The sequence below is a fragment of the Bradyrhizobium yuanmingense genome (genome assembly GCF_900094575.1).
GTDB lineage: Bacteria > Pseudomonadota > Alphaproteobacteria > Rhizobiales > Xanthobacteraceae > Bradyrhizobium > Bradyrhizobium yuanmingense.
In genome coordinates, this window is the sequence record NZ_FMAE01000012.1 from 1 (window position 1) to 15,261 (window position 15,261).

A 15,261-nucleotide genomic window follows, 5' to 3' on the forward strand; every position below is an offset into this window, starting at 1 on the left:
TTGTTGATGTCGCTGGCGCGGTTGTCGAGCGACTGGGCCGTGAAGAAGTTGGTGGGATTGTCCAGGGCCGAGTTGACGCTCTTGCCGGTCGACAGACGGTTCTGCGTGGTGGCGAGAAGATCAGCGGTGGACTGGAGGGAGAGCAGGTTCTGACGAACCGATGCGGAGAGGACGATGCCTGACATGACTCTGTTACCTTTCTGGTAAACGACGCTACTGTTACACGTCTGCTTGGATCGCGATGGACCCAGCGACGGCGGACCGTGCCGCCGAGACCTCTAACGAAACATGAAATGAAACCCGCGCTTTTGCCCGGTCACACGTGATTCGGCCTCGGAAGCGACGCGCCTAGCAGCACCACCGCGCCAATCCTGTCCTTGAAAGCATTGAGCTTTTTGGCGGGCATGGCTCAAATTTACAGCTCGTTAACTAGTTGCGAGCGAGAATCACGTCCTGATAGGCCGCAACGAACGCTCGGTTACGAAAGCGTTGATGGAGAACAGGAATGGCCCTCAAGGTCGAGCTCAAACCGCACGAACGCATCATCGTCGGCAATTCCGTGATCACCAACACGGACCAGCGGGCCCGCCTCCTGATCGATGGCGAGAACGTGCCGATCCTGCGCGAGCGCGACATCCTCACGCCGGAGACCGCCGACACACCCGCCAAGCTCGTCTATCTGGCGGTCCAGCTCATGTACATCTCCCCGGATCCGCAGACCCAGCACGGCACCTATTTCAACCTGGTGCGGGACATCGTCACCGCGGTGCCGAGCTCCTGGCCGATCATCGAAGGCATCAACAACAACATCTTGAACGGCGACCTCTACCGAGCGCTGAAGGAAGCCCGCAAGCTGATCGCCTATGAGGAGAAGCTGCGCAACCAGTTCGAGGCCACTCATCCCAAGGCGGCAGCCGACAAGGACGACGTCAGCACCGCCGCCTGATACACCGTTCGCAGCACCGACAACGGCCCCGGATCGCCTCCGGGGCCGTTGTCGTTTCAGACGTTCGTCAAGTTATTGCGCTACGAGCGGTGGCGCGTCGACTTCGATCACTCCGCCGCTCCGCTGTCCACCGAACTGCAGCACGGCTGCGACCAGCGCATCGATGTCCGCCTCCTCGGTGCGGTGATTGACGATCGCGGCGCGGATCGCGAACTTTCCGTCCAGTGTCGTGCTCGATGGCGCGGCGATGCCGGACTCCTGGACGTCGGCGACGATCTCGCGATTGACCGCATCGCCGCTGCGATAGCGGAAGCAGACGATGTTGAGATTGACCGGTGCCAGCAATTCCAGCCGCGGTTCGGCCAGCACACGCGCCTCCAGGTATTTGGCGAGCGCGCAGCTTCGTGCGATTGCCCGGCCCAGCCGGTCGGTGCCGAACGTCTTCAGCGTGAACCACGTCTTCAGCGCACGAAAGCCGCGCGACAGATCAGGGCCGAGATCGCAGGGCCAGACCGCGCCCGCCGCAAGCCCCCTCGCCTCGCGGCTCAGATAGGCCGCCGGCTGCGCGAAGGCCTGCCGATGCTGCTCGCCGTCGCGCACAAGCAGGAAGCCAGCGTCATACGGCACCTGCCCCCATTTGTGGAAGTCGAGTGCGATTGAATCCGCAAGCTCGATGCCGCCGAGCAGCGGCGCAAGCTCCGGCGACAGGATTGCGAGCGCACCGAAAGCGCCGTCGACGTGAAACCAGATTCCTTCCTCGCGGCACAACGCAGCGATCGCCCTGAGGTCGTCGATCGACCCGATATCGACCGTGCCCGCGGATGCGACCACCAGAAAAGGCTTGAAGCCGACCTCGCGATCGACGGCGATCTGTGCGCGCAATGCGGCAACGTCGATGCGATGATCGGCATCGACTGCGATCTTGCGCAGCGCATCGGTGCCGAACCCGGCAATGTCCATCGCCTTCGATATGCAGCCATGCGCTGCCTGCGACGTATAGGCCGTGAGCAGTGCACCGTCATTGCCGATGCCGTGCTGCCGCGCGAGCGTGCCGAGCGCGGTGGTGCGCGCCACCAGCACGGCCATCAGATTGGCCATCGACGTGCCCGTGACGAAGATGCCGCTCGCGTTCTCGGGAAAGAGGAACAGGCGGCGCATCCAGTCGACGATCTGGCGCTCCACCTCGATCGGCATGTGGTCGCGTCCGCCGAGATTGGCGTTGAGGCCGGCGGCGAGCATCTCCGCGAGCATGCCGACGGCGGTGCCGCCGCCATGCACCCAGCCCATGAAGCCGGGATGGACGTTGCCGGTCGCATAGGGCGCGACATGCTCCGAGAATTCGCGATAGACTTCGGCAAGGTCGCTCGCCTCGCGCGGCACGTCCGACCTGAATGCCGCGCGGACGTCATCGGGAATCGGCTGCCAGACGGGGCGCGCCCGAACGTTGGCGATACCGTCGATCGTCTCGTCAAGCATGCGGTGGGCCAGCGCGCGAAACTCGCTCCAGTCCTGCGGATCGAGCGGGGTATTCGCGATGGAGCTTTGCGTATGGCGGATGATCTCGTTCATGCTGCGCTCTCCCTGCCCGCCTCTGCGTGCCGCGACAGCATCGCCGTGAACGCGGCAAAGATCTTGCGCATTTGCGGCGGCTTGTAAGGAAACACGACCGGCGAATCCATGTTGTGAACGACGGCGGTGTTGTCGGCCTCGAACACCAGAAGCTCGCCGGCCGCGTTCTCGGCGCAATCGACGATGAAATAGTCGAGGCCGACGCGCCGGCTCATCTCTTCGATCGCGTTTCTGTGGCGCTCGCCGAAAGCATGATCGAAGTCGCGCATGAAGACGGCTTCTTCGGCCCGCTTCTCCTCGCTGAAGGCCATGTAGGCGTTGAGATACCAGATGTCCCAACGGTCGGCGATCGCCATGTGGCACGCGTACGGCTTGCCGTCGACCATGGCGAGGCGATACTTGCGGTAGAGCCCGTCGGGGCTCACATAATCGACGAAGCGTGCGACGAAGAAGTCCTGCTCTTTCCGGTCGGCGAGATAGGCCGCGAGCGCCGCCGCATCATCGAGCTTTGCGAGCCCGACGCCGGCATGCGAGCCGCGCGGCCGCGCGATCATTGGAAAGTGCAATTCGCTTGCGATGCCTTCGCTTGCTATCCGCCCCTGCGCGAGGTCCGACAATTGCGCGCGTGTTGCGTGGATGGTCGCGGGAATGTCGAGGCCGGGCACGTCGATCAGCAGCCGATACAGCTTGTCGCGATCGAGATTGCCGATGCGATCGGGGCGATTGAGCAGCGGCCGCGGCCAGTGCGGCGCGGCCGCTTCGATCAGCGCGAGCGCCTCACGGCATTCCTCGGAATCGGATGCGACCACGATGGCCACGTCGTGCTCCGGCAAGGTCTCGGGCAACCCGACGCCCTTGATCACGTAGAGAGTCAACAGCTCGACATCGGAGCCCTCGAGCAGGAAATCAATCGGCGTGTTACCGCCCATGTCGATGTCGGCTGCAAGCGCGAGCAGGCGCAAGCCCGGCTTCGGGCCTGCGCTGGGCGTTCGGAACAATTGATGGAAGGCCAGCACCTCGGACTGGATCGCAAGCCCCCGATCCTTGTCACCCAGCAGCTGGGTGATCAACGACAGGTCCAGCCCCTCGCCCGCCAGCGCGGTCCCCGCCGCGATGCGCGCGACGAGCTGATCGCGCAACGGATGCAGATCGACGCCTTCGAAGGCCCGGCGCGTCAGCTGCGCAAAGCCGATGCGGTCGGCATAGTTCGCCGCGGTCAAGCCGATCGGCGCGGAAACCGGATGCTGCATCTCACACCTCGAACGCGGGCTTTACCGACACGGCCGCCGCTGCGCCACCGGCGAGCAGCAGCTCGATCTTCACCAGGACGTGGGCGATCTGGTCGAGAAGGTGCTGCACGTTGCGCTGCGCCTCCGCCCTGTCCGGCGACCAGGCCTCAGTCACGAGCCGCGCGCCGACGCAGAGGCGCAGCACGGCCTGCGGCGTCTCGTCCTGCCGCTCCAGCCGCACCGGCTGGCCGATCAGGCAGCGCTGCGCGGCGACCTGACGGTCCTCCGTGCTGCCGTTGATCTCTTCGCTGACATCACGCGCCAACGCGCGATGAACAGAAGCGGTCTCGGCAACACAAACTGGCTTGCCGTCGCGCAGCAGCGTGAACGGAAAGATGGTCGGTTGCGCGAATTCCTCGTCGTCGATGCCGGCCACATGGGTCGCGGCCGAAACAGCGTGCAACGACGGCGACAATGCGATCATGCTGTCGATGCCGGCAGCGAGCTCGGCGAGCATCCCGGCGCGGAAGGCCCCGGGCACGCCGTAGTAGCTGCCGATCTCGGTCAGCGCCGCCTCCCAGCGCAGCCATTGACCGAAATTCGGACGGCGCTCGAAGCGCGAACGCAGCGCCGTCCAGGCCATCGGCCAATCGCAGCGGCCGGCGTAATCACGGATTCCAGATGCGATCCCCTCGACGCGGTCGAGCGACCGCGACAGGCCCTTCGGCACCAGCAGTGCACCGCTGAAGGCAGGTCCACCGAAGAATTTGGAGCCGGTGATCAGCACCATATAGCCGCGGTCGAGATAGGAGCGCAGCCGCCGGCGGCCGAGCCGGGCCTGGCAGGCGTCGACGACGATCTGGACCTTACGCGGCCAGCGCCGCGCGATCTCGTCGAGGCAGGCCGTGCTCGGCGCACGCCATCCGAGCTTCGAGGAATCCATGATCTGGAGCAGCACGGGCGCGCCTTGCGCGATCGTGGCCTCGACCGCATGCAGCACCGCTTCATCGGCATCCGTGCGCATCGCGATCCCGGCCCCCGGCGCGCGCAACGGCAGCGAGATGCTGGCGCCGGCCAGCCCCGCGACCTCGCCGTCCTTGCGAACCGCAAAGCCGCTCGCCGTCAGGGTGCTGAAATGATGTCCACGCGCAGTATGGGCCGTGCCGCTGCCGGTCTGGTCGGCGCCGACCACGATTGTCACCGGCCGCGCGCCGAGCATCGTGCGCGCCAGGAATAGGGCATGGAGCTGGGAGTCCGTGCCGGACGGCGAGAACACCACGTCGACGCGCGGCGAGAGCTGGAGATGACCGCGCAGCTCGTGGCGCATGTCCTCGCAGCGTGCATCGAAAGCGAGCTCGACCTCGTCGAGCAGGCATTTGTGCATCAGCTCTTCACGCGCCAGCGCGGCGCGGTCATAGGCCGCCTGCGAGATCGTCGACGCGGTCGAGGAGGCGAAATTCCACACCTCCGGCTCCGGCGAAGCCGGGCAGCCATAGGCGTTGGCGCGGCCGGTGGGATCGAGCGCCAGGCGCGGATCTCCGCCGGAAACGAGCAGCGTGTCGAGCGGCGTGAAGAGGTCGCGCAGGCGATAACGCGAGCCGCCGTCGGCGGCGCGTTGCATCTCGGGCCGAGGGGATGGGCCGCCGCTCATCCCGAAAGGCTCACGCCGCGGCATCGGCCGCCGCAGGCGCAGCTGCGAATTGCGAGGCGATGTCGCCATGGAACACCGACGGCCCGACGTGGTCGAGCGGGCTCTGGATGTCGGCCCAGATCTCGCCGCCGATATCGGTCCAGCGCTTGCAGAAGGCGAAGTCCTCGGACAGATAGGTGCCGGTCGCCGGATCGATCATGCATTCGAACAGCGCGAACCGGTTCCGGCTCGCCGCCAGCGCATCATGGGAATGTTCGCGGAAGAACTGGAGGTTCGCGTAGTTGGGGTGGCGGCACATCGCCTCCAGCACGTGACGCCGGATCATCAGGAAGCCGGTGCCGGCATAGCGCACCCGGGTGAATCCGTTGACCACCACGATGCGGTCGGGATCCTCGATCTCGAGCACGTAGTCGAGCGAGGCGGCCGGCACGTCGGCCCGACCCGACTGGATCGCCCGCGCGGCCTTGTCCCAGTTGACCCGCTTGATCGGATAGCAGCCGGCGACGACGTCCGCGCCGCATTCGATCAGGCGGAACACCTGCTCCGGCTTGAAGCCGATATCGGCATCGATGAACAGGAAATGCGTCGCCTTCGGATCGTCCAGGAACATCGCGGCAAGGTTGGCCCGCGCACGGGTGATCAGCGCGTCGCCGTCGCGCAGGAGCACCTTGAGCTCAAGATTGGACATGCCGTGCACGGCCCGCTGCAGCGCGAAGATCGAGCTCGCATAGATGCTCGACACCTGCCTGCCGAAGCAAGGCGTCGCCACCACCAGCTGCAACTTGTCCGACATCGACCGCTCCGCCCCCGCTTGCAATCCTCACCAAGAGGTAAACAGGCATGGTTAACGGCGTCTTAACGCCTCCTTACAGGAACTTGACGAGCGAGAGCTGCGCCAGGTTCGAGGTCACCTGGTAGGACGCCTGCAAGGCGTTCTGCAGCGCCAGGATCTCGCTCGCGACCTGGTCGGGCGAAGCCGATTCCGCCTGGTCAATGATGGTCTGGAGCTGCGCCTTGGCCTGGGTCTGGCGCGTGCTCGCGTCCTTCATCGTGTTCTGGGCCATCGCGATGTCGGTCTGGATGTCCTCGATGCGCTGCTGTCCGGGCTGCTGGGTCAGCGCCTGGGTCGTGCGCAGGCTGAGCGCCGAGACCTGCCCGCCCGAATATTGCCCGGTCGGCGAGGTCGAGAAGGTGCCGAACACCGCGATCGCCTGCAATTGCCGGCGGATCGCATCCTCATTCGCCTGGGCGCCGTACTGCACCGTCACGGCATCGTCGACCCGCGCCATCGCGGTCGAGCGCGCCGAGCCGGGCCCGTCATTGCCCAAATACCATTTCACCGTATTGGCCGAGCCGTTCACCAGCGTGGTCGCCGAGCTCGCAGGCGAGGAGCCGACGCGCAGCGGCGGCTGCGTGGCGGTCACCGGCGTCGAGCTGAACCCGAGCGCGCTCAGCGCGCCGGTGTTCGACGTCGTGATGTTGAGGCTCGCCGCATCGTCGGTGTTGATCGTGATCGAGCCGCCATGGACCGTCGAAGGCTTCGAGGTCCCGGTGATCGCGTCGACCTTGCTCAGCAGGGTCTGGATGCTGTCGGTGACATTGAGCTGGTTGCCGGTCGCGCCCGAGGCCACGAAGGTCAGCGTGGTCCCGTTGACGGTGATGGTATCGCCTGCGACGAAGCCCGGCGAGATCGAGTCCGAGGGGCTCGCGCCCGATAGCGCCGTCGCGCCGGTGACCGGGGCCGCCGGCGCCGTCTGGTTGTTGACGGGGGTGCCGATCGCAGAGCTCGCGGTGTTGAAGAAGTTGTCGCCCGCAACGATCGCCGATGCCGCCACCAGCGAGGTGTTGGCGAGCTTCTGAATCGCGGTGTTGAGCGCCGTGTTGAGATTCGCAGCAGTATTGTTCGGGTTGACGGGCGTGCTCGCATCGATCGCGAAGCTGCCGAGCGGCGTCGGCGTTGCCGAGGACGCCGTCAGGTCGATCTGCTCGGTCGTGCCGTCCGGCAGGGTGAACTGAATGCTGAGCTTGTCGCCGTTGTTCGGATTGACGCCGTTGAGATCGACCGAGAACGACACCGGCGAGCCGCTCGGGCCGGTGACGGTCGCGCCTGTCAGCGTCGAGGACACCGCCTTGATCTTGAGGCCGAATGGCGATCCGGCGACGTCCTCCGACACCTGCACGGAGCTTGCCGTCGGCTGCGTCTGCACCAGGCGGCCCATGCCGCTGGTCCCTAGGTCCGCGGCCTGGCGCTCGGCCATGACGGTCTTGAAGCCGGCCTGTGTCGTGGTGCCGTTAATGATGTCGCCGGCATCGGCGACCGACTGGGTATTGACTGCCGTTCCGGAGAACAGATAGCGGCTGCCGGTCTGCGTGTTGAGGACACCGACCATCGAGCCGAACTGGGCGGCGGCGGTGTTCTGGGCAATCGTCTGGCCGTTGACGTTGAGGTCCTGCGCGGTAGAGGCCGAGCCGGTCTGCACCGTGCTGCGGATCTTGGTCAGCGATTGCAGCGCGGTGTTGGCGAGGTTGATGCTGACGTTGACGTTGGTGATCGTGTCGGTATAGCCGGCGATGTTGGAGAGCTGCGCGCGCCCGGCGATCGCAAAGCCCTCGTTCGTCCCCATGCCGGCATAGTTCTGCGACAACTTGCCGGTCGAGAGCTGCGTCGAGAGGTCGGTGAGCTGCTGATTGATGTTGCGGATCTGCGCGCCGAGGATCGACGAAGAATAGTTGATGCTGCTGATCGCCATCTTTCTGAGCCCTGTTACTGTTTACAATTGAGCCTGGATCAACGTGTTCATCATGGTCTGCACCACCGACATGACATGGGCGTTGGCGGCATAGGCATTCTGAAGCTGGATCAGGTTCGACATCTCCGAGTCCAGGTTGACCTTGGAGGTCGAGTCGAACTTGGCCTGGAGCGTCGAGACCACGACGCTCTGGCCTTGCTGGAGCTGGGTGGCCTGGGTCGCGGCGTTGGCCTGCACGCTCAGGAACTGCTGGAGGAAGTTCGAGACGCTGCCGGTGAAGGGCTGGCTCGCCGAGCCGAGGCCGCTCTGCGGCGAATAGGAGAACACTGCACTGGTGAGCTGCGAGTAGAGATAGTCCGAACGCGTGGTATCGCCTGCGGGCGTCACCGGCGAGGTATTGTAGACCGACATCCGGGTCGGATCGGTCACGAGCTGCGTGTTCACGGCGATGCGCCCGGCAAGACCGGTCATCTGCGAGCCCGACGCCGTGATTGCGCCGGTGTAGAGCGCCTGCCCGCCGTCGGTGAACAGCGGCAGCTGCGGATTGCCCGAGGTCAGCGACGAGATCGTCTTGGTGGTCGAGGCCGAACCGACCTTGGCAAGCCCGGTGTTGTCGTCGGTCACCCGCAGCGTCGTGGCGGTCGCCGGCGACGGGGCGGCGGAGAACGACAGATGCGTGCCCGACAGCGCGGTGTTCAGCGCAGAGGCGATCGCGCCCATGCCGCCGGCGAAGTCGACGCCGATTCGCATCGGGTTGGCGTTGGTCGCGTTCTGGAGCGGCAGCGCGGCGGGGTCGGTCACGTTGACGAGCGTGATCTGGCGCTGCGTGTTGGTCGCCGTGTCCGTATAGGTGATGTTGACCGTGTTGCCCGGCAGCGCACCGGCGAGCTCGAGATCGAAGCCGGCCGGCGGGCCGGTGACCGTGCTGCCCGCCGTGGTCTTATCGGACAGCGCGCTCGCCATCGTGGCGGCGAGCTGGTCGATCTGGTTCTGCGCTTGCACCAAAATGTCGTCGCGCAGCTTCAGGTCGGCCGCGATCTGGCCGGACGACACCACGTTGTTGGCGACGACGTCGACTTGCGAGCCGTTCGGCAGCTTGATGTTGAACGCGCCGACGCCGGACTTGGCCGGGTCGATGTTGTAGAGCGATGTCGCCGACAGCGCGCCGGCGGAGGCAAAGGAGAATTCGGACGCGAGCCCGGCGCCGACCAGCTGGATGCCGGTCGTGGTGTAGATGTTGGCCTGGTTCGAGTTGTCGGTGGTGACACGGACGTCGACATATTTCGACAGCGTGTTGATGGCTTGGTCGCGCTGGTCCATCAGCGTTGCGGCCGAGGGATCGTTGGCCGATAGGCCCTGGAGCCTGGTGTTGATGTCGGCGATCTGCTTCATGGCCGCATTGGCGGCCTGCGCCGAATTGCTGAGATCCTGCTCGACGTTGGAGCGCAGCGACTGGATGCCCTTGGTGGTGACGTTGAGCTGCGTCGCGAGCGCCTGGGCCGCCCCGAGCGCCACGGTCTGCGCCGACGACGCACCCGAGCTGGTCGACAGCGCCTGCAGCGCCGTGGTGAACTTGTTCAGCGCGCTTTCGAGCGTGCCGGAATTGCCGGGCGTGCCGTAGACATTCTGAAGCTGCTTCAGGATGTTGGCCATCTGGTCGGCGTAGCCGCCGCCGCCGGTCTCGGTCCGTAGCTGGTTCTGCACATAGGTGTCGAGCAGGCGGCTGACGCCGGTCGTCATCGCCGTCGCGCCGAACTCGCCGGTGGTGACCTCGATCTGGTTCGGCGTCTGGACGACGTAACCCGGCGTCTGCGCATTGGCGACGTTCGAGGAGACGATCGAGAGCGCGGCCTGGTTGGCACGCAGACCGCTCATCGCGCTGGCGAGGGCTGAACTCAAACCCATATCACTGGCCCGCCTTTGTTACGTCACGCGCCGATCAGCGCAACACGTTGAGGAGATCCTGCACCATCGAGTTTGCCGTCGTGATCACCTTGGTGTTGGCCGAATAGGCCTGCTGGGTCACGATCAGCTTGGTGAATTCGTCGGCGATGTCGGTGTTGGATCCCTCCAGCGACGAGCCGCTGATGGTGCCCGAAGCGCCGTCGATGGCGTCACCCGATTGTTCGGTCGCGGCATAGGCGCCGCCGTCCATCGCCTTCAGATAATTGGTGCCGTTGAAATGCGACAGCTGCACCTGCGCGAGGTTGAGGTTCTGGCCGTTGGAGAAGGTGCCGACCACCACGCCGTTGTTGTTGACGGCGACCGATCGGAGCTGACCGGCGGCGTAGCCGTTCTGGGTGATGGTGTTGATCGTCACCGCGCCGCTGGTGCTGGCATATTGCGTCAGCCCTCCGGAGGAGATGTTGAAGGCGACGGAGCCGAGCGACTGGCCGCTGACGGTGACATTGTTGATGGTGATGCCCGAGCCGCTCGGCGAGGTCAGCGAGCCGTCGGCGGCAAAGGTGAAGGTCTGGCCGGTATTGACCCATCCGACCGTCGTGCCGGTCGCGTTCGGGTCGGTCTGGTAGAACAGGTTCCAGCTGTCGGAATGACCCGCGCCCAGCGAGGCACTGTCGGTCTTGGCCCAGCGCAATTGCAGGTTCACCGGCGTACCGGCGGCGTTGTAGGCGGTCACCGCGCCGCCGCTGATCGATTCCTTGGTGAAGGTGGCGATGTCGTTGCCGATCACGCCGCCGGTGCCGGCCGTGCCGCCACCCTCGCGATTCCTGGTGATGGTCGAGGTGAAGCCGAGCGCGGAGAAGGCCGCGCTGTTGGAGCTGGAGACCGTCAGGTTGGAGACGGTGCCGGTGTTCAGCGTGATCACGCCGCCGCTGCTGACCGACGATCCCGAGGCGCCGGAGAGCGCATCGATCTTGCCGAGCAGGGTCGTGACGTTGTCGGTGACGTTGATCTGGTTCGCACCCGAGGCGCCCGAGGCCATGAAGGTCAGTGTCTGACCGTTGACGGTGATGGTGTCGCCGGGGGAAAAGCCCGACGTGAGCACCTGGGCACCGCCGGCGGTGGCCGAGCCGCTCAGCACCGTCGCGCCGGAGATTGCAGGCGAGGACAGCACGTTGCCGCCACGCGTCACGCTGCTGATGCCGAGCGCGGTGGCGGCCGTGCCGCTGCCGATCGCGACGTCGGTGCCGGTGCCGGTCGCGATCTGGATATTGCCGCTGACCGAGAGCGAAGCGGTGACGCCGGCGCCGCCGGCCGTCTGGATCGCGTTCAGGATGTCGGCCACAGTCGCCGTCGTACCCGCACCGAGACCGATCGTGGTGTTGTTGCCGACGGTCGAGACCGTGGTGCCGCCGTTGAAGGTGATGGTGTTGCCGTTGATTGTCAGCGTCTGGCCGCTCAGCGCGGTGAGGATGCTGGAGGCCAGATGCGTGCCGGCGGTATTGTCGAGCGACGTGGTCGTCGAGGCGACCGCAGAGGAATTGTTCTGGAGCGCAACCGTGCCGGTGGCCGTCGTTGACGAATAAGCCGAGCGGATGTTGCCGGTAGCGGCCGCGCCCGAGACGGTCGCGTTGGCATAGGGCGCCGGCGGCGTGCCGACCGGCAGCGGGTTGGCGGCGAAATCGGACGGGTTGAGACCGCCGGCCGCGAGCAATGTGCCGGTCGAGGCCGTGGTTTTCGCCACTGTGTTCGGCTGGGTCGGCAGGTTCGCCGCGTACTGGATTGAGGTGGTCGCCTGCGCCGGAATGAAGTTGTTCTGGAATTGCAGGACGTTTGCCACGCTGCCGGTCGGGTTGCCGGTCTTCGGGTCGACGGTGACGCCCATCAAGTAATAGCCGGCGCCGTTGACCAGGTTGCCGTTGGCATTGAGTTGGAAGTCGCCGCGCCGCGTGTAGTAGGTCACCCCGGTGAAGACAGGCACGTTGTCGACGACGCCACTCGCCTTCTGGATCGAGAAGAAGCCGTCGCCGGTGATCGCCATGTTGGTGGCGACGCTGGAGGACGAGATCGTGCCCTGCGTCGTGATGGTGGCCTTGGCGTTGGCCTGCACGCCGCCTGCCACCTGCTTGCTCGGGACCGAGGAGTCCGGGATGAGGTCGACGAAGCTGGTGCCGATGCCCTTGTAACCGGTGGTGGATGAGTTCGCGATGTTGCCGGAAATGTTCTGCAGCGCGAAGGACTGCGCCTGCAGGCCACCCACCGAGGTGTTCATTGCATCGAAGATACCCATAACTTTGTCTCCAAATCCGATCTCGGCGGCCGGTCGACCATGGCCGCAATCGGAAAGAGACGTCGCAAGGCCTATGCCAATGCGGGTATCTTCAGGAAATCAATGACTTAATGAAAAAGCCCCGGTCTGACGACCGGGGCACATTTGCCGGGACCGGCAACAATTGCCGGGGCATCCTGTCGTTCCGGAGCGGTCCGCAGGACCGGAATGACTCCCGCGAAACCTACGTCGCCGACGCCGCCGCGGGGTGGAAGACCAAGCCGAAACCGTCGATGCAATAGCGCAATCCGGTTGGCTTCGGGCCGTCGTCGAAGACATGGCCGAGATGGCCGCCGCAGCGCCGGCAATGCACCTCGGTGCGGACCATGCCGTAGCTGCGGTCCTCGGTCTTGCCGACATTGCCTTCGATCGGCGCATAGAAGCTCGGCCAGCCCGTGCCGCTCTCGAACTTGGTCTCCGACGTAAACAGCGGCAGGTCGCAGCCGGCGCAGGCGAAGATGCCCTTGCGCTTCTCCTTCAGCAGCGGGCTGGAGCCGGGCCGCTCGGTGCCGTGATTGCGCAGGATCTCATATTGCTGCGGCGTGAGCTGGGCGCGCCATTCGGCTTCCGTCTTCGTGATCTCGAACTTTTGCGCGGCCTTCTCGCCGGCCTCGGCAGGTGTTCCTCTCAGCCAGCGCAAGGCGGAAAGGCCGAACAGGCCGGCGACAGTCGTGAGCAGGATGCGGCGGTCAAGCATGTCATTCTCCGTGCGCGGGAAGTCCACGCCCTGAGATACGGGCTTCTGCCGGCCGAAGTTACACGTCGGAGCGGAATTTCGCTCAACTTATTGCGAGACGCGGTCCTCGTGCACGACCGGTTCCGCAGCGCCGACCGCGGCTTTCGGCGGTGGCGCCGGTCGGGGTCGCACGCCGGGCGGCGCTCGGCGCGGACCGGTGCCGGCGGCGCGGTTGGCTTCGGCGAGGCGGGCCTCGCGTTGCCTGTCCTTGACCCTCGCGCGCTCGCGATAGCGGGCGAGCGCACCTGCGGCGGCGGAGCTCGCCCTGCCCCAGATCCCGACCAGCTGGCCGGCGACGCGCCCCGTGGCGCCGCCCGCCCAGACCAGTTCGAACGGCGAGAACAGCTTCCAGCGCTCATCGCCCCGCAAAATGCTGCGCGCGATCATCTGTCCGGCCATGGCGGAGGTGTTCATGCCCTGGCGACCGAACCCGCTCGCCACCCACAAGCCTTTGCGCAGCTGGCCGATCTGCGGCATGCCGTGCACGGTCTGGCCGGTGGCGCCGCCGAAGATGTCGGTGATCTCGACATTGCCGAGCTCGGGAAAGATCGTCCGGATCCGCCGCTTGATGTCGCCGGCGAAGCGCTGCGGACGCGCGGCCCAGGTGGTCTCCGGGCTCTCCCACATCAGCCGGTCGCCGTCGACAAGCCGGAAATGATCGACACCGTCGGAATCCATCACCGATCCCTTGAAGGCGATGATCTCGTGCAGGCGCTCGCCGAGCGGCGCGGTCACGCCGGCATAGCGCCAGACCGGCAGCAACGTCTCCGACAGGCGCTTGGAGGGGGCGCCGAGATGAATGTTGCCGGCGAGCACGATGTGGCTCGCCCGCAGCCGCGCCGAGGGCGTGACGATGCGCTTGCGGATGCCGGAATGATCGATGCTGACGACCGGCGTGTCCTCGAAGATGCGGGCGCCTGCCCGCCGTGCCAGCGCCGCAAGGCCGTGCACGTATTTCCGGCCGTCGACCTGGAACGCTTTCGGATAATACACGCCGTGGAAGTAATGATCGGACTTGAGCGCCTCGCGCACGCGGTCGACCTGCCAGCCTTCGACCTCGGTATCGAAATCCTCGTTCAGCATCTGCAGCCGGCTGATCAGCCGGTCGCCGGCATCGACATTGGAGACCTCCAGCACGCCGTCGCTGAGGCCGATCCCCGGCATGCTCTCTTCGCTGGCGTTGGCCCGGACGAACTCGGCGCCCTGCTTCGACAGGGTCCACAATTCGCGGGCGTCCTCCAAGCCGATGCGCTCGATCAGGTCCGTGAGCGGCAGCGCAAAGCCCGGCATCACGGTGCCGAGCTGGTTTCCGGAGGCGTTCCAGCCAATATGCCGGCCCTCGAGCACCGCGACACTGGCCCCGAGCCGGGCCGCCTCCAGCGCCACGGTAAGCCCGGCCAAGCCCGCCCCGATCACACAAATGTCGGCATCGAGATCGAACGACAGCCGCACGCGGTCGCGAAAGCCGGCTTCTTCCTGGGACACGCTTGTGAAAGTCTCGCTCATGCAGTTTTCTTAGAGGACTGTGCGGGCCCTTGTCACCTTGTCCTCAACCGGCGCCTGTAGATTATCCTGGACGTGGAACGATTCGAGAATGCCATGCGCCGTTTGATGCTGCTGCGTCACGCCAAGACCGAGACCGACGCACCGAGCGGCCGTGACCAGGACCGCCGGCTCGACGACCGCGGCCACAAGGATGCCGCGCGGATGGGAGACTGGATCGCGGCCCATCCGCCCTTCCCCGATACCGTATTGGTCTCCCACGCCGTGCGGGCCCGTCAGACCTGGGACATCGCCTGGGAGGCGATGAAGGACCGCGTCCCGGCGCCGCAGGTCGAGGTCCTGCCGGAACTCTATGGCGCCGATCCCGCGCAGATCCTGGACACCATTCGCACCGCAACCGCCCCGGCCGATCCGAAGCGGCTGCTGCTGATCGGCCACAATCCCGGCATGCACGAGGTCGCGCTCATGCTGATCGGCGGCGGCGATCCCGATGGCGCCAAGACCCTCGGCGACAACCTGCCCACAGCGGGGCTTGCGATCTTCGACTTTGACGTCAAGGATTGGGATGACGTGGCCTACCGCCGCGGCAAGCTGGTGCTGTTCGTCAGCCCCAAGCTGCTTCGATCGGGCTAGACGCGCGGGCGCC

General features: G+C 65.8%; 12 protein-coding genes. 2 read left to right on the forward strand and 10 right to left on the reverse strand.

All coding sequences use genetic code 11. From position 1 onward, the window contains the following. Positions 1–185, reverse strand: a 185-nt coding sequence (locus GA0061099_RS33140) for a flagellin N-terminal helical domain-containing protein (protein WP_478209844.1), incomplete at its 3' end; no start/stop codon positions are given. A 320-nt stretch (positions 186–505) separates the two neighbouring features. Between GA0061099_RS33140 and flbT the strand changes: the two genes are divergently transcribed. Further along, positions 506–946, forward strand: coding sequence for a flagellar biosynthesis repressor FlbT (gene flbT, locus GA0061099_RS33145; RefSeq protein WP_036015664.1), 441 nt, complete (start codon positions 506–508; stop codon positions 944–946). A gap of 72 nt (positions 947–1,018) precedes the next feature. Here the strand turns inward: flbT and GA0061099_RS33150 are convergent, their stop codons facing one another. The 9 genes from GA0061099_RS33150 to GA0061099_RS33190 all read right to left on the reverse strand — a co-directional run bounded on the left by GA0061099_RS33150 (position 1,019) and on the right by GA0061099_RS33190 (position 14,618). Further along, positions 1,019–2,515, reverse strand: a complete 1,497-nt coding sequence (locus tag GA0061099_RS33150) for a pyridoxal phosphate-dependent decarboxylase family protein (RefSeq protein ID WP_036030161.1) — start codon at positions 2,513–2,515, stop codon at positions 1,019–1,021. After that, the gene (locus GA0061099_RS33155) at positions 2,512–3,765 is read right to left on the reverse strand and encodes an ATP-grasp domain-containing protein (protein ID WP_036030163.1); all 1,254 of its coding nucleotides are present in this window, start codon (positions 3,763–3,765) and stop codon (positions 2,512–2,514) included. Before GA0061099_RS33155 ends, GA0061099_RS33150 begins: the two co-directional genes overlap by 4 nt. A 1-nt stretch (position 3,766) precedes the next feature. Then, complete coding sequence (locus GA0061099_RS33160; RefSeq protein WP_036030165.1) at positions 3,767–5,395, reverse strand: hypothetical protein; 1,629 nt, start codon at positions 5,393–5,395, stop codon at positions 3,767–3,769. Between the two features lie 10 nt (positions 5,396–5,405). Beyond that, positions 5,406–6,188 (reverse strand): hypothetical protein, encoded by a 783-nt coding sequence (locus tag GA0061099_RS33165; protein ID WP_074448254.1) that lies wholly within the window; start codon positions 6,186–6,188, stop codon positions 5,406–5,408. Positions 6,189–6,261: 73 nt separating this feature from the next. Next, complete coding sequence (locus tag GA0061099_RS33170; RefSeq protein WP_036030173.1) at positions 6,262–8,145, reverse strand: flagellar protein; 1,884 nt, start codon at positions 8,143–8,145, stop codon at positions 6,262–6,264. A gap of 21 nt (positions 8,146–8,166) precedes the next feature. Beyond that, the gene (gene flgK, locus GA0061099_RS33175) at positions 8,167–10,050 is read right to left on the reverse strand and encodes a flagellar hook-associated protein FlgK (protein WP_036030176.1); all 1,884 of its coding nucleotides are present in this window, start codon (positions 10,048–10,050) and stop codon (positions 8,167–8,169) included. 34 nt (positions 10,051–10,084) lie between these two features. Beyond that, positions 10,085–12,337, reverse strand: a complete 2,253-nt coding sequence (locus GA0061099_RS33180) for a flagellar hook-basal body complex protein (protein ID WP_036030178.1) — start codon at positions 12,335–12,337, stop codon at positions 10,085–10,087. 223 nt (positions 12,338–12,560) lie between these two features. After that, positions 12,561–13,073, reverse strand: a complete 513-nt coding sequence (msrB, locus tag GA0061099_RS33185) for a peptide-methionine (R)-S-oxide reductase MsrB (RefSeq protein WP_036015643.1) — start codon at positions 13,071–13,073, stop codon at positions 12,561–12,563. Positions 13,074–13,160: 87 nt separating this feature from the next. Then, positions 13,161–14,618, reverse strand: coding sequence for an NAD(P)/FAD-dependent oxidoreductase (locus GA0061099_RS33190; protein ID WP_036030182.1), 1,458 nt, complete (start codon positions 14,616–14,618; stop codon positions 13,161–13,163). Positions 14,619–14,711: 93 nt separating this feature from the next. On the opposite strand from GA0061099_RS33190, the gene GA0061099_RS33195 reads away from it, so the two are divergent. Continuing rightward, complete coding sequence (locus tag GA0061099_RS33195) at positions 14,712–15,248, forward strand: SixA phosphatase family protein (protein ID WP_036015636.1); 537 nt, start codon at positions 14,712–14,714, stop codon at positions 15,246–15,248. Positions 15,249–15,261 lie beyond the last annotated feature (13 nt).

Coding starts and splice junctions, on each gene's coding strand:
- flbT (WP_036015664.1), top strand. CDS start 506: ATGGCCCTCAAGGTCGAGCTCAAACCGCACGAACGCATCATCGTCGGC.
- GA0061099_RS33150 (WP_036030161.1), bottom strand. CDS start 2,515: ATGAACGAGATCATCCGCCATACGCAAAGCTCCATCGCGAATACCCCG.
- GA0061099_RS33155 (WP_036030163.1), bottom strand. CDS start 3,765: ATGCAGCATCCGGTTTCCGCGCCGATCGGCTTGACCGCGGCGAACTAT.
- GA0061099_RS33160 (WP_036030165.1), bottom strand. CDS start 5,395: ATGAGCGGCGGCCCATCCCCTCGGCCCGAGATGCAACGCGCCGCCGAC.
- GA0061099_RS33165 (WP_074448254.1), bottom strand. CDS start 6,188: ATGTCGGACAAGTTGCAGCTGGTGGTGGCGACGCCTTGCTTCGGCAGG.
- GA0061099_RS33170 (WP_036030173.1), bottom strand. CDS start 8,145: ATGGCGATCAGCAGCATCAACTATTCTTCGTCGATCCTCGGCGCGCAG.
- flgK (WP_036030176.1), bottom strand. CDS start 10,050: ATGGGTTTGAGTTCAGCCCTCGCCAGCGCGATGAGCGGTCTGCGTGCC.
- GA0061099_RS33180 (WP_036030178.1), bottom strand. CDS start 12,337: ATGGGTATCTTCGATGCAATGAACACCTCGGTGGGTGGCCTGCAGGCG.
- msrB (WP_036015643.1), bottom strand. CDS start 13,073: ATGCTTGACCGCCGCATCCTGCTCACGACTGTCGCCGGCCTGTTCGGC.
- GA0061099_RS33190 (WP_036030182.1), bottom strand. CDS start 14,618: ATGAGCGAGACTTTCACAAGCGTGTCCCAGGAAGAAGCCGGCTTTCGC.
- GA0061099_RS33195 (WP_036015636.1), top strand. CDS start 14,712: ATGCGCCGTTTGATGCTGCTGCGTCACGCCAAGACCGAGACCGACGCA.